15 protein-coding genes are annotated in these 13,449 nt (G+C 70.5%); 5 read left to right on the top strand and 10 right to left on the bottom strand.

The annotated features are described in order from the left end of the window. The first annotated feature begins 54 nt into the window (after nucleotides 1–54). The 4 genes from L2X98_RS05200 to L2X98_RS05185 all read left to right on the top strand — a co-directional run bounded on the left by L2X98_RS05200 (nucleotide 55) and on the right by L2X98_RS05185 (nucleotide 2,697). Nucleotides 55–678 (top strand): DsbA family protein, encoded by a 624-nt coding sequence (locus L2X98_RS05200; protein WP_259612545.1) that lies wholly within the window; start codon nucleotides 55–57, stop codon nucleotides 676–678. A 144-nt stretch (nucleotides 679–822) separates the two neighbouring features. Beyond that, a complete protein-coding gene (locus L2X98_RS05195) occupies nucleotides 823–1,893 on the top strand; it encodes an alkyl/aryl-sulfatase (protein ID WP_259612544.1) in 1,071 nt (356 codons plus the stop codon). Next, nucleotides 1,877–2,506, top strand: coding sequence for an alkyl sulfatase dimerization domain-containing protein (locus tag L2X98_RS05190; protein ID WP_259612543.1), 630 nt, complete (start codon nucleotides 1,877–1,879; stop codon nucleotides 2,504–2,506). The genes L2X98_RS05195 and L2X98_RS05190 overlap by 17 nt, the downstream gene beginning before the upstream one ends. Further along, nucleotides 2,500–2,697, top strand: coding sequence for an alkyl sulfatase C-terminal domain-containing protein (locus L2X98_RS05185; RefSeq protein WP_259612542.1), 198 nt, complete (start codon nucleotides 2,500–2,502; stop codon nucleotides 2,695–2,697). The genes L2X98_RS05190 and L2X98_RS05185 overlap by 7 nt, the downstream gene beginning before the upstream one ends. 12 nt (nucleotides 2,698–2,709) lie before the next feature. Here L2X98_RS05185 and L2X98_RS20110 read toward each other — a convergent pair whose 3' ends face one another. The 4 genes from L2X98_RS20110 to L2X98_RS05165 all read right to left on the bottom strand — a co-directional run bounded on the left by L2X98_RS20110 (nucleotide 2,710) and on the right by L2X98_RS05165 (nucleotide 4,807). Then, on the bottom strand, nucleotides 2,710–2,964 hold the full coding sequence (locus tag L2X98_RS20110; protein ID WP_354002928.1) for an SHOCT domain-containing protein: 255 nt from the start codon (nucleotides 2,962–2,964) through the stop codon (nucleotides 2,710–2,712). Nucleotides 2,965–3,119: 155 nt separating this feature from the next. After that, entirely contained in the window at nucleotides 3,120–3,560 is a 441-nt protein-coding gene (locus L2X98_RS05175; protein ID WP_259612541.1) for a DUF6325 family protein, read from the bottom strand. 66 nt (nucleotides 3,561–3,626) lie between these two features. Further along, nucleotides 3,627–4,007, bottom strand: a complete 381-nt coding sequence (locus L2X98_RS05170) for an AI-2E family transporter (RefSeq protein WP_259612540.1) — start codon at nucleotides 4,005–4,007, stop codon at nucleotides 3,627–3,629. After that, nucleotides 4,001–4,807 carry an AI-2E family transporter gene (locus L2X98_RS05165; protein WP_259612539.1) on the bottom strand — a complete coding sequence of 269 codons (807 nt, stop codon included), beginning with the start codon at nucleotides 4,805–4,807 and terminating at the stop codon, nucleotides 4,001–4,003. The genes L2X98_RS05170 and L2X98_RS05165 overlap by 7 nt, the downstream gene beginning before the upstream one ends. Before the next feature lie 220 nt (nucleotides 4,808–5,027). On the opposite strand from L2X98_RS05165, the gene L2X98_RS05160 reads away from it, so the two are divergent. Next, complete coding sequence (locus L2X98_RS05160; RefSeq protein ID WP_259612538.1) at nucleotides 5,028–5,495, top strand: DUF6325 family protein; 468 nt, start codon at nucleotides 5,028–5,030, stop codon at nucleotides 5,493–5,495. Nucleotides 5,496–5,518: 23 nt separating this feature from the next. On the opposite strand, the gene L2X98_RS05155 is transcribed toward L2X98_RS05160, so the two are convergent. The 6 genes from L2X98_RS05155 to L2X98_RS05130 all read right to left on the bottom strand — a co-directional run bounded on the left by L2X98_RS05155 (nucleotide 5,519) and on the right by L2X98_RS05130 (nucleotide 13,234). Continuing rightward, nucleotides 5,519–7,729: a winged helix-turn-helix domain-containing protein gene (locus tag L2X98_RS05155; protein WP_259612537.1), complete on the bottom strand. Its 2,211-nt coding sequence runs from the start codon at nucleotides 7,727–7,729 to the stop codon at nucleotides 5,519–5,521. A gap of 465 nt (nucleotides 7,730–8,194) precedes the next feature. Beyond that, nucleotides 8,195–8,434, bottom strand: a complete 240-nt coding sequence (locus L2X98_RS05150) for a hypothetical protein (RefSeq protein ID WP_259612536.1) — start codon at nucleotides 8,432–8,434, stop codon at nucleotides 8,195–8,197. Continuing rightward, complete coding sequence (locus tag L2X98_RS05145) at nucleotides 8,431–9,279, bottom strand: helicase HerA domain-containing protein (protein ID WP_259612535.1); 849 nt, start codon at nucleotides 9,277–9,279, stop codon at nucleotides 8,431–8,433. Before L2X98_RS05145 ends, L2X98_RS05150 begins: the two co-directional genes overlap by 4 nt. Further along, nucleotides 9,276–10,601 carry a hypothetical protein gene (locus L2X98_RS05140; protein ID WP_259612534.1) on the bottom strand — a complete coding sequence of 442 codons (1,326 nt, stop codon included), beginning with the start codon at nucleotides 10,599–10,601 and terminating at the stop codon, nucleotides 9,276–9,278. The genes L2X98_RS05145 and L2X98_RS05140 overlap by 4 nt, the downstream gene beginning before the upstream one ends. Nucleotides 10,602–10,765: 164 nt before the next feature. Continuing rightward, nucleotides 10,766–11,548: a mechanosensitive ion channel family protein gene (locus L2X98_RS05135; RefSeq protein ID WP_259612533.1), complete on the bottom strand. Its 783-nt coding sequence runs from the start codon at nucleotides 11,546–11,548 to the stop codon at nucleotides 10,766–10,768. 33 nt (nucleotides 11,549–11,581) lie between these two features. Further along, nucleotides 11,582–13,234: a SulP family inorganic anion transporter gene (locus tag L2X98_RS05130; RefSeq protein ID WP_259612532.1), complete on the bottom strand. Its 1,653-nt coding sequence runs from the start codon at nucleotides 13,232–13,234 to the stop codon at nucleotides 11,582–11,584. Nucleotides 13,235–13,449 lie beyond the last annotated feature (215 nt).

Raw genomic sequence — 13,449 nt, 5'->3', positions numbered from 1 at the left:
ACATCAATGGCTACGGCTGTACGGAAGACGAATTGGTTCGCCATCTGGGTGAGCGTGGCGGCCGTAGTGGTGCTGATCGCCGTCACCGGGGTCGTGATCGCGATCAACAACGCCTCGTCCGGTCCCGGCGCCGAGCCGTCCGGTGACATCATCAACACCGACGCCGGGACGGTCTCGTTCGGCGACGGCACGAACACCATCGACACCTACATCGACTTCCTCTGCCCCTACTGCAACCAGTTCGAGCAGAGCGTCGGCCCGACGATCGACGAACTGGTCAAGGGCGGCACGGTGACGCTGAACGTGCACCCGGTGACGATCCTGGACGGCCACTCGTCGCCGGCGGGCTACTCGAGCCGCTCCGCGAGCGCCTTCTTCGCCGTGGCGGCGGCCGACCCCGACAAGGCGTACGCGTTCATGCAGGCGCTGTTCGCCAACCAGCCGGCCGAGGGTTCGGCGGGTCTGACCAACGAGCAGATCGTGGACTTGGCCAAGCAGGCCGGCGTCAGCATGACAGACGACCTCGAGAAGGCGATCACGTCGGACCGGTACCAGAAGTACGCACTCGCCCAGAGCCTTCCCGCCGGCGCGACCGGCACGCCGCACCTCGAAGTGAACGGCGAAGCGGTCGCGGTCACAATGGACCCGGCGAAGGACATCACGGCCCACCTCAAGTAGGCGTCGTGGGTCCGAGGAGGGGGTGCCGGTCGGCATCCCCTCCTCGTCGTCTCACCCTGCGCGGGCGAGGCGAGGAGCTCTCTGCCTTGTGCCTTGACCCGGTGGGCGAGACGATGCAGGGGAACCTCGACGGAAGGACCACTCATGCAGCAGAACGAACCCCAGGCTTCGATTCGAGCGGCACACGCCGACGCCCTCTCACGCCTGCCGTTCGACGACGTCGCCGACTTCGAGAACGCGAAGCGGGGGTTCCTCGGAACGCTCGAGGATCCGCAGATCCGCAATGGGGCGGGCGATGTGGTGTGGGATGCGGCCAGCTACGACTTCATTGCGGGCGATGCCCCCGACTCGGTCAACCCGAGCCTGTGGCGCCAGTCGAAGCTGGTCGTCCAGCATGGTCTGTTCCAGGTCGTGGAGGGCCTCTACCAGGTGCGCGGTCTCGACCTGTCCGTGATGTCGATCATCGAGGGCGACACCGGTGTCATCGTGGTCGATCCGCTCATCTCGACCGAGACCGCCGCAGCGGCCGTCGGGCTGTACCGCGAGCACCGTGGCGACCGGCCGATCCACGCCGTGATCCACACGCACAGTCACATCGACCACTTCGGCGGGGTGCTCGGCATCGTCAGTCAGGACGACATCGATGCCGGCACCGTGGAGATCATCGTGCCCGAGGGGTTCCTCGAGCATTCCGTCGCCGAGAATGTCTACGCGGGCACCGCCATGGGACGTCGTGCCGGCTACATGTACGGGGCGACGCTGGCTCGCAACGCGAAGGGCGCGGTCGGGGCCGGTCTCGGCCAGACCACCTCGACCGGTGATGCGACGATCCTGGCCCCGACGCTGGAGGTGACCACCACCGGCGAGAAGCACACGATCGACGGCGTCGAGTTCGAGTTCCAGATGGCACCGGGCACCGAGGCCCCGTCCGAGATGCACTTCTACATCCCGCGCTATCGCGCGCTGTGCATGGCTGAGAACGCCACGCACACACTGCACAACCTCCTCACGCTGCGCGGTGCGGTCGTGCGCGATCCGCACGTCTGGTCGCACTATCTCACCGAAGCGATCGAACGCTTCGGTGACGAGGTCGACGTCGTGTTCACCTCTCACCACTGGCCCACGTGGGGCAACGCCGAGATCCGGAAGTTCCTCGGGATTCAGCGTGACCTCTACGGCTACCTGCACGATCAGACGCTTGCGCCTGACGAATAGGGGCTTCACCGGCACCGAGATCGCCGAGATGATTCAGATGCCACCCGCGCTCGAGGCGTCGTGGAGCACCCACGGCTACTACGGCTCGGTCAGCCACAACGTCAAGGCCATCTACCAGCGCTATATGGGATGGTTCGATGGCAACCCGGCGCGGCTGTGGCCGCATCCCCCGCAGGCGCTGGCCGAGAGGTATGTGAAGGCCCTTGGCGGCATCGATCACGTGATCGAAGTCGCGCAGACTGCCTACGACGAAGGCGACTTCCGGTGGGCGGCGACACTGCTGGACCACGTCGTGTTCGTCGACGCGACCCACGCCGCCGGGCGTGCACTCTATGCCGACACGCTCGAGCAGCTCGGGTACGGCTCGGAGAACGGCACCTGGCGCAACTTCTTCCTCTCCGGAGCGACCGAGCTGCGCGAGGGCAACTTCGGGACCCCTACCGTGACCAATGCCCCGCTCATCGTCGCCCAGCTCACCCCCGAGCAGGCCTTCGATGCCATCGCCATCACGGTCGACGGCCCGAAGGCCTGGGATCTCAATCTCGCGTTCGACGTGACATTCTCCGACCTCGACCGCAGCTTCCACCTGGAAGCTCGCACAACGGGGTGCTGATCTATGTCGAACGGGAGCCCGCCGAGCAGTCTGCGCTGCACCTGACCCTGGACAAGCCGCGACTCATCCGGCTTCTGGGCGGAGACCTCAGCCCCGAGGGGATGACGATCGACGGCGACCTGTCCGTCCTGCAGGCTTGCCTGGGCGTGCTGGACCCGGGAGATCCCGACTTCGAGATCGTGGTGCCCTGACAGCATCCGCCCTCATGACCGAAGCCCCCGGGAGGACATCCCGGGGGCTTCGGCCGTACCGTCGCTCAGCCCAGGAGCTTGGCCTTGGCTTGCGGCGAACTCCTCGTCCGACAGCACGCCGGCCGTGTGCAGCGAGGCCAGCTGCGTCAGCTGGGTTCCGATGTCGGTCCCGCCGGCCGCCGGCACGGCGGCGACCGGTGCCGCCGGAGCCTGCGCCGACAGCGCCGCCTGGGCGGCGGCGTCGATCTGCGCCTGCTGCTGCTGCAACCGCGTACTGCTCCTGCTCGTACTGCGACTGGGCCTTCCTCTGCTGGGCGCCGGCCATCGCGCCGCTGACCGCGGTCGCGGTGCCGGCGACCACGGCGGTGCGTGCGGCCAGGCCGATGAGGCCGGGACGCCCGACTCTGCGGATCATGGGCATGTCATTCTCCTTCGTTCTCGTGTTCCAGGGTGTCCAGGACGGCGTTGACCACAGGTGCCGGCACGCGCTCCGTGGCGAGCACGACCCCTCCGGCGGCGGCGAGGTGGGACGCGAGCTCACGCTGGAACGCCAGTTCCAGCACCACCAGAGCGGCCGAGCCGCCGAGGGGCACGAGCTCGGCGAACTCCGCGATGTCGGCGTCTCCGGCCAGGCCCGACGCGTCCGGCGCGTAGCCGCCCAGCTCGAGCGTGTCCGGGTCGTCCTCCACCTCGACGATGCTGGTCTCGCCGGACTCGGACCGGGAGATCAGGACGAAGTCGAGCAGACGGACGGCCCCCTTCTCCAGCAGCGCGACAAGCGCGTCCAGGGTGGCACGATCGGGGCGTTCGCCCTCGAAGCCGACGAGGTAGAACTCGACGGGTCCATATCGGAATTCGGGCATGGGATTCCTTTCTCTGCGGTCAATGGGATGCGGCGGTCACAGCCCGCTGCACAGGGCACAGCGTGCTCATCCGTCCGGGGAGGCGGTCTTCGCGTTCTGCGCCGGGATCACCACCTGCCGGATGATGATGAGGACCGACGCGGTGATGGGGATCGCGACCAGAGCGCCCAGCAGGCCGAACAGCGTCGCGCCGACCATGGCGCCCACGATCACGAGGATGCCGGGGACCGCCACGGCCCGCCCCATGATGCGCGGGGTGACGACGTAGGCCTCGATCTGGATGTAGGCGAAGTACGCGACCGCGAACACGAGCCCGGCCCACGGGCTGACGAACAGCGCGCACACCGTGCCCACCACCAGGAAGATCAGCGAGCCGATCAGCGGGACCAGCGTGATGAAGAAGGCGGCCAGGGCCAGCACCACGGCGATCGACGAGCCGATCAGCAAGCTGCAGGACGAACACGATGGCGGCGTTGATGCTGGACAGTGTCAGTCCACCCGCGACGAAGCCGCCGACCGCCGCGGTGATCTGCTCCATCAGGGCCATGAACCGCGCCCGCCGGTACTGCGGCACCAGTGTGCCGATCGCGGACTTCATCGTCTGCAAGCGATACGACGAAGTAGAGGGTCAGCACGACGACGATCACTCCGCTGGAGATGGCGCCGATCACTCCGAATCCCACCCGCAGGACACCGCCGGACACCGCGAGGAACGACGACAGGTTCACCGCGGATGCCAGCGCGTGGCCCACCACGGCGGGCAGATCGACGCCCAGGGTGGACTGCAGCGACGTGAACCAGTCGCTTGCCTCGATCTGGGCGAGCGCGGCCGGTGCGGCCTCGACGGCGTGGACGAACTGCCGCACGGTCGCCGGGATCACCCACACCACGATCAGTGCGACCACCACGAGGAACGTGATCGCCACGGCGGTCACGCCGCCGCCGCGAGACAGTCCGAGACGCTGCAGGGCGCGCACGGCCGGGTCCAGGCCGAGGGCGAGGAAGGCCCCGAGGAAGACGGAGACGAACACCGACGACAGCGAGCCGAGCGTCAGCGCGAGGCCGACGGCCAGCAGGACGCCGATCGCGACCAGGAAGCCGGAGGTCAACGGCCGCGCCGGCAGGAATCGGCGGATCGCGCCGCGCCGCCCACGCGACCCGGCATCCGGAGCAGGGGCGGCCTCGGCGGCGGCCGCGTCCGGCGACGCGGACGCGCCGACACCGTGCGCGGGCTGATCGGGTGCCATACGAGGCACGCTAGCCGGGGGCCGGGACCCGCGGTCCTTCGGTCGCCCGGTTCGGATGAGGCGGGTGCCCAACGTGCTCGAATGACCGGCTCTCACCCCTCGCGGGCGAGGACCGGTGACGGCGGCGAGGCGACCGGTTAGCGTGGCCGTGTCGTCGGTCGGTGCGCATCGCCACGCGCATCGACACTGCCGGCGGCAGCCGCGACGAGGGGAGGACGGCATGCCCGCACCGGTCTCGTTCGCCCTGGGCCCCGTCGAACTCATCGGCGTCCGGCTCGACGCGGCGGGCCCGGATGCCGGAGTCATCGCCGCGATCGGCGAGCAGGTCGCCGCACACGCGGTGCAGGTCGTCGACCTGGTGCTGGTGGCCGTGTCGCCGGAGGGGACGGTCAGCTGGCAGGAGGCGGACGGCGCTGCGTTCGAGCTGGCCGGGCTGCGAGGACGCGCGCCGGGGCTGATCGGCGAGGACGACATCCGCCAATTCGCCCGGTGGCTGCCCGCGGGCGGGTTCGCACTCCTCGTCCTCCTGGAGCTGGTGTGGCTGCACACGATGGCGGCCGATCTGGCGGATGCCGGCGGCACGGTCGTCGTGGACGAGCGTATTCCCGCCCCGATCGTGAACGCGGTGCTGGACGCAGCGGTGGAGCGCAGCGTGGCGGTCGCGATGGACGGCCGATTCGGCACCTGAGGTACCTGAGGTACCTGAGGCGGTCAGGGGACCAGCAGCCGCACCTCGCGCCGCGAGCTCACCTCGAGCTTGCGATAGATCGCCCGCTGGTGGCTCTTGATCGTGTTCACCGACACGCCCAGGTCCTCGCCGATCTCACTGAGCGTCTTCGCCGTCTGCAGCAGGGCGAACACCGCGCTCTCCCGCTCGGAGAGCTGGTCGAGCATGCTGTCGCCGCGGGGCTGGGTCAGGCACTCGGCGATGAACGCCTCGTGCGCGGTGCTGCGCACGATGTGCGCGGTCAGCAGGCGGCGCACGCTGAGATCGCCGTCGCAGAACGGCAGCCGGATTCCCTCGGCGGCGGCGATGTCCAGCGCCGCCTCGCACAGTTCGTGCGCCACCGCGGCATCACCGCGCTTCTCTTGGAGCAGGGCTGCCGTCACCCGCGTGGCGACCGCGATGTACGACACCTCGGCGTACGCGCGCTGCCGCTGCAGGATGTGGAGCGCGGCGGGCAGGTCGCCGGTCCGCCGCAGGATGCCGGAGAGCGCGACGCCGACGAACGGCAGGTCGGGCACCTCGAGATAGTGCCGGGCGATGGCCATCGCACGGTCGCGGTGTCCGGCCGCCTCCTCCAGCAGGGCGATCGCGGTGTCGCGGAACGCCGACCAGAGCACCCCCTGCGCCTGTCCGTTCGCCATCGTCTGCAGCTCGGCGGCGGCGCGGCGGCACCGTCGAGGATCGCGGGAACCGGCGGCCGCGGCGGCGAGCATCATCCGAGCCACCCCGCCGAAGGAGGTGCGGGCGCTGCCGCTGGCGATCACCTGGAAGAAGCTGTCGTAGGCGGCGTCGAGGTCTCCCGCCCAGTACTGCACCCAGCCTTCGCCGGTTGCGCGGCCTCCTCCGGCGTAATAGATCCACGGCACCGCGAGTTCTTCGTCATCGTCGCCGACCCGGCGCAGCACCGCCTGCGCCTGGCGCATGTGTCCGGCCCATGCCCGGGCCAGGACCAGCTGCCCGAGCGCGCGACGACGCAGCACGGTGTTGCCGGATGCCTCGGCTTCGACGGCGGCGGTCTCGAGGAACTCCGCCACCACCGTGGGGTTCATCCGGTGCCGCAGCTCGGCCCAGCCGACGACGTAGAGCAGCGCCGCCCGATCCGAGGTGCCGAGTGCGACCGACGACTCGAGCAGCCGCCGCACCTGCGCGCTGGCTTCGGCGGCGTCCGCGCGGTCGTCGATGAGGAACAGCCGGGCGAGCATCATCACCTCGGCGCTTCCCTCCAGGCCGGGTTCGGCCGCGAGGCGGGACGATGCCCGGGCGAACAGCGTGCGGGCCATGGTGTGCTGGCCCAGGACGTCCTGGGCGCACGCGCGCACGAGCAGGACTCGCGGGTCGTCGGCGTACGGATCGGGCAGTCGTGCGCACAGCAGCTCGACCGCCGGCGCCTCGGTGCCCACCACCAGCCGGACCCAGTGGAACAGCAGCGTGCGCACCGCGTCCTCGGGGCGCTCGGCCCGCAGGAAGTGCGACACCGCCCGCAGCGGTTCGGTCGCGGTGAGCACCTCGGCCGCCTTCTGATGCAGCTCCCGCAGGAGGGCCGGATCGTCCGCGCCCAGCAGTGCCGTGCACTGCCGGGCGAAGACCAGATTCCACCGGTAGGCCGGTCCGACGCTGCGCTCGTACCGATCCAGGAACAGGCCGTGCGTGGCACAGTGCTCCAGCAGGTCGGCCGCATCATCCCGGCCGCTGAGCTCGGCGGCAAGTTCGGGGCCGATGTCGGTGCAGATCGTGGTGTGCAGAATGAATGTCGCCAGATCCGCGGGCAGAGCACCCAGGACGTGGCGCTGGACGTAGTCGTGCAGCCGGTTGTCCATCGAGGGCTGGGACTCCAGCGCACCGTCCGGGGCGACGCCGCCGACGAGCATCAGGCGCACGGCGATCGGCCAGCCCTGCGTGTGCCGGATCACGTCCGCCGGCGGCAGGGTGGATGACTCCCGGGTGACGAGGGTCTCCACCTCGGCGGCGGTGAAGCCCAGTGTGTCGGTGCCGACCATCGCGCCGGGGTCGGTCAGCAGCATCCGCGACATGGAGACCTCGAGCAACGACGTGCCCACCAGGATGATCCGCAGCGTCTCGGGCGCGTTCTCGATGAGCGCCCCGAGCAATCCGCCGGTGAGGGCGTCCTGCGCCCGATGCGCGTCGTCCACGACGAGGTGCACGGTGCGGCCGCTTTCCTGGAAGTAGCGGCACACCGCCCGGTAGGCGATGGAGTCCAGCTCCGCTTCCGGGTCGAGTTGGAGAACGCGCGCCGCGCCGCGGTCGGTGGCTCCGCGCAGGGCCAGCTTGCAGCGTCTCCACGAGGCCGATCCGCAGCGCCTCCGGGTCGCGGTCGAACGGTCCGAGTCCCAGCCATGCCACGGTGTCGGCCGTGTTCGCGGCCCAGGCGGCGACCGCCGTGGTCTTGCCGTAGCCGCTCGGAGCCGTCACGACGGTGACGCGGCGCGTGCGCACGGCGGCGTCGATCGCGTCGGTGACCCGGGAACGAGCCAGCGATCCCTGCGGCTTCCGGGGCGGCTGGAACCGCGTCCATTCAGCCTGATGGATGCCGAGCTCGAGGTAAGGCACGTGGTCAGGTTATCGTCGCCGTGCGCGCAGGGGGAGTCCCCATGCCGGGTTGCGCCATCCGAAGACACATGGCGCCGCGGCGCCGCGGCTGCTCAGCGGATCGGGATGGCCACGTCGCCGCCACCCTCCTCGGTGAGCCGGCTGCCCATCTGCACCAGCTGCGGCTCGGCGCTGAAACCGCCGGCGAACAGCGCCTGGCCCTTGCCGAACGCAGGCGCGGCGCTGACCAGCTCTTCGGGAGCGTAGCCGAACAGTTCGCGCAGCTCGCCGAGATCGCGGGGCGAGGCGGTCTTCATCAGAGCGAGGTTGTCGCACTGCGACAGCACGTTCACGTGGATCTTCGAGGGACGCTGAGTCGACAGCGAGCCAGATGCCGTATTTGCGCCCTTCGGCCGCGATCTGGATGATGCGCTCGACCAGGGCCCGCTGCAACGGCGTCGAGGGGTCCGGCGGGCAGAGGTTGTGCGCCTCGTCGATGACCACCAGCCGCCCGACTCGCTCCAGGCGGTGCGCCCAGAGGTGGTCGAGCACGGCCAGGGCCGCCGCCTGCATCTCGGCCGACGTGGGAAATCCGGCCAGGTCGAGCACCGTCGCGTCCGGGCGCTCGTCCACGACATCCGTGACGTCCCTGCCGCCCCATGCCCAGAGCCTGCCAGTCGGCCACGCCCAGGTTCTGCAGCCGCATCGCGATCCGGTGGCGGCCCGGGTCGTCCGAGGACCGCAGGTACGGGAGCAGCGGCTGGTCCAGTCCGCCGCGGAGGTCGGCCTCGATCTCGAGCGCCGTGTGGAAGTCCTCGGCGTCCAGCACCGGGTCCAGCTGCAGGATCGCCGTGCGGGATCGGCCGGGAAGGTCCAGGAAGCGCACCTGCAGCAGCTCCTGCGCAGGCGACGGGGTCACGCTCAGGACGCGGATGTCGCGGGTGGCCAGGGTGGCGGCGTCCTCGGCCGGCGCATCCGGGCGCACCTCGGACATCCGCACGAAGTCTGCGTTCGGGTCGAGCACGATGATCGGCAGCGCCGTGTGCAGCAGCACCTGCTCGAGGAGCACCCCGAGCGCGTACGTCTTGCCCGACCCGCTCTGCCCGCACCAGAACGTGTGCCGGTTCAGGCGGGTGGCCTCCAGGTGCGCGGGGCGATCCGTCTCGCGCACCGTTCCGATCGACAGCTCCGTGGTCATGGCGCCAGCGTACGGGATCCCGCCTCCTCCACCGGCGCCGGAGCGGCCGGCCGGCGGAGGATCTCGACCAGGAGCAGCACGAGGATGACGCCGCCCAGCACCGCGAACACGCCGCCGGTCGTGGGCGGGCGGTTCACGAACACCAGCACGGCGGCCACGACGATCGCCGCGGTGATGATCACCAGGCGCCAGCGTTCGACGAACGCGCCGAACCGTCCGGTGCCCAGGTGGTGCCGGTCCATGGTGGCGCGCAGTGCGGCGAAGCCGCGGGCGCCGACGGTGCGCAGCGTGACCGCGGCGCGTCCGGATCCGGCCAGCCAGCTGCCGACGGCGACCAGGATGCCCAGCACGAGGAGCGCGACGATCGCCGACTTCATCAGCTCGATCACCTGGTCGAAGATCGTGTTCGCCACCCCGCGGGGCATGATCGACGGACTCACCGAGCTGAGGAACAGCTGCCGGCCGATGCCGATGCCCAGCGCGAGCGCGGCCATCACGGCGGCGAAGCCCACCGCGGTCCGGGTCAGGGTGCTCAGCCGCCTGCGGGCCACGAGCACGCCCGCGACCAGCAGCCCGAGCACGACCCAGGGCAGCCAGTAGCCGGCCGCCACCGCGACGTTGTAGGTCGTGCGGACCAGGGTGATCGCGTCGGCGCGCACCACCGGGACGACCACGCTGATCTCGGGGATCGCCTGGGCGATGGTGAGACCTCTGTCCACGAGCTGTCGCTCGACACCGGAGATGATCTGGCCGAGATCGAGCGAGATGGTGCCGTCCTCGCCGATGCCCACCAGCGCGTCCGGGTCGCCGTTCAGTGCGGCGATGGCCTGACGATGGGTGACGGTCAACGCCTGGGTCCAGAGCTGCTCGAACGCGGGCGAGGCCACCGCGCGGTGCACGGCGTCCGAGATCAGCGTGTGCACGCCCTGGGTCGCCGGCCCCTGCAGGAGGGTCAGCGCCGAACTGGCGGCGGTGGGCAGGTCCAGCTTCTGCAGGCCGTCGAACGCGCTGCCGACGAGCCCGTCGATGTCCACGTTCTCATCGATCGCGTCGACGACCTGATCGGAGACGAACGACTGCACGCCCGCGTCGGACGCGAGCGGCGCGAACGTCTTCACGAAGGTGTCCGTGTCGACCAGCTCGAAGCGCGCCCAGGTGCCCACGGCCGCGACCGGAGCCAGCACCAGCCCGACCACGATCAGCACGGCGGACAGGATGCTGCGACCCGGCCGTCGTCGGGGCTTGGTCGGGGTCGTGCGCAACGCGGCGTTCTCCGCCTCGAGCGCCCGCAGCCGCTCCTGAAGGTCTTCGACTTCGCCCATCCCCGCTCCCGTCGATGTCGCCCCGGTGTCGGACCGCACCGGTGTCGGCTCGCTGCGCCTCACGCTAGGGGCGTCCCGGATGCCGGTGCGGCACGGTCACCCGGCACGGGTGACGCGTCACACGTGGTCCGGCGGGGGCAGGGGAGTGCCGACGGCGCCGCCGATCACCGTGGATGTGAGCTCCTTCGCATCCAGCGCCGCGGCGACGGCACGGACCACGGCCGAGACCAGCACCGCACCCTCGTCGGGGAGTGCCAGAACCACACGCGGAGCGTGACCCGATCCGTCGAGACATCCTGCACCAGCGTCTGCACCGGCTCCTGCGGACGCACCCGCGGAACGGCGGCGATGGCATCCCGCACGAGTCCGGCGACCTCGTCGATGGAGTGCGCTGCGCGCGCGACGCGCACCTGGACCTCGCTGCGCCGCGTGCCGTGCTGAGAGTGGTTGACCACCGAGTCGGACAGCAGCTTGGCATTGGGCACGTGGATCGTGCGGCCGTCCGCGGTGACGATCACCACCGCGCGGGCGTTCGCCTCGAGGACGCGCCCCACGACCGTCTCGTCCAGCGCCGAGACCTGGACCTGGTCGCCGACGTCCACCGTGCGACGCGACTGGATCAGCACCCCGGCGGCGAAGTTGTCGGCGACCCCGCGCAGGACCAGCGCGAGCACGACGACGACCACGATCACGACCGCCAGCACCGGCTGGATGTCGGCGCCCATGAGGACCAGGGCGATGCCGACGGCGAGCAGGATGATCAGGTACCCGGTGACCCGGGCGATGATCGTGATGCCGGAGGGGGAGATCCCGCGCACGCGGGACAGGACCGCGCGCATGCCGCGGCGCGCGAGGCCGGCCAGGACCCAGCCCGCGACGAGCACGGCGACCGTCAGGAGGATCCCTCCCCACGTCACCGTGTCCGGAAGGAACTGTGCGACATCCACCGTCTCATCCTCTCCGATCGGCTGCCCGGCACGTCAGGTTCCCGCGGGTCCGGCGAGGGATGCCGCCGCCTCGCGGTTGGTGTCGTAGACGGTCTCGTCGCGGATGATCTCCAGCCGCTGCAGTCGTGGCAGCGCCGTGGACCGCACCCGGCTGAACGCGAGCGTGACGTCGCGGGCCGCCAGCCAGTCGCGCAGCGACGCGAACGCCTCGGCGCCGGTGACGTCGACGTCGGTCACCGCCTCCATGTCGATCACGACGCTGTGGACGGTGTGCGCCGGCACGACGGCGGTCACCGCCGCGGTCACCGCCGAGGTGAACGCGTTGCCGTTCGCGAAGAAGATCGGCGCCGCCATCCGAATGACCAGCACCCCGGGCGCCGTCACCTCACCGCGGGGAGCGCTCTCCAGCAGCGAGTCGGAGGGGTTGTCGTTCGCGGCGAGGACGTCGATGGCCGGGCTCGCGGCGCGCTTGGCCATGTTCACCAGCGCCAGGACGAAGGCGACGAGGATGCCGGGGATGGACCCGACGAACAGTGTGACCAGGAAGCAGGTGGCCCCGATCGCGAACTCGAAGCGGTCCTGCCGGAAGATCTCGACGAAGCTGCGGATGCCCAGCAGCGGCAGAACGGCGACGCCGACGATGGCCCCGATCGTCGGGGACGGGATCTCGGCCAGCAGCGACGTGCCGAACAGCAGCAGCAGGAGCGTGCCCGCCGCCAGGACCAGCGACGGCAGCTGCGTGCGGGAGCCGGCCTGGTCCATCGCCGCGGTGCGACTGGTGGAGGAGCCCATCATGAACGAGCCGCTGGCCCCGGCGGCGATGTTGCCCAGCCCGAAGGCCAGGAGGTCCCGGTTCGGGCTCGTGGCGTAGCCGCGCTGCTCGCCGTACGAGCGCGAGACCAGGAGCCCCTCGGCGACCGTCACCATGGTCAGGGCGATCGCCGACGGGACCAGCGCGAGCCACTGCATCCAGCCGAGCACGGGCCACGTGAGCGGCGGGGGACCGGCCGGCACCGGACCCAGGACCGCCACCCCCGCGGCATCCGCGTGCGTGAGCGCGACGACGATCGTGGTCACGATCATCGCCACCAGCGCCCAGGGCAGGGCCGCCAGCAGCCGCCGCCCGAGCGGCAGCGCGACCACGCCCACCGAGATCAGCACCGACCAGAGACTGGTTCGGGGCAGACCGGTCACCAGTCCGGTCAGCTTCTCGACGAACTCGCCGCCGGACTCGATCTTGATGCCGAGCATCTTCGCGATCTGCGAGACAAGGATGTCCAGCGCCAGACCGCCGACGAAGCCGACGAGGATCGGCTTGGAGAGGAAGTTCGCGAGGAAGCCGAGCTTGAGCCACGACATGGCGACCAGGAGCACGCCGCAGATGATCGCCTGGGCCAGCGCCATGGTGGCGTAGTTCTCGGACCCGGCCGCGGCCAGTCCGCCGATCGAGGAGGCGACCAGCGCGGCGGCGGCGGCATCCGGCGACGCCACCAGCTGTCTGCTCGAGACCACCAGGGCGTACACGACGGTGGGCACGATCAGCGCGTACAGGCCCGCGGTGGCCGGCAGGCCGGCGATCTGGGCGTAGCCGATGTTCAGCGGGATCGCGATGGCGATCAGGGTGACGCCCGCCGAGAGCTCGCGGACCAGGTTCCTGCGGTTCAGTCCGACCAGCGGTGGCTGCACGTGCCCCTCCTCGTCCGCGCGGATGCCCCCGCCGCGCAGTGCGCGTCCTATGATTCACCAGACTGCCGGGTCGTCGAAAGGCTCCCCCCGGACGTCACCCGGTTCGGGTGGCACGCGAGGGGGCGCCCGGCGTTTGCTTGCGCGTCGTGCGTGGCGTACACTCGTTCTTTGGTGTCTTGTGCCTCTTTTGGCGTGTCCTCGTGAAGCCATCCGAG

The sequence above is a fragment of the Microbacterium elymi genome (assembly GCF_021582895.2).
In the GTDB taxonomy this organism is placed as follows: domain Bacteria; phylum Actinomycetota; class Actinomycetes; order Actinomycetales; family Microbacteriaceae; genus Microbacterium; species Microbacterium humicola.
The sequence above is the reverse complement of the archived record's forward strand: the minus strand, read 5'-3'. Positions and strand labels throughout refer to the sequence as shown.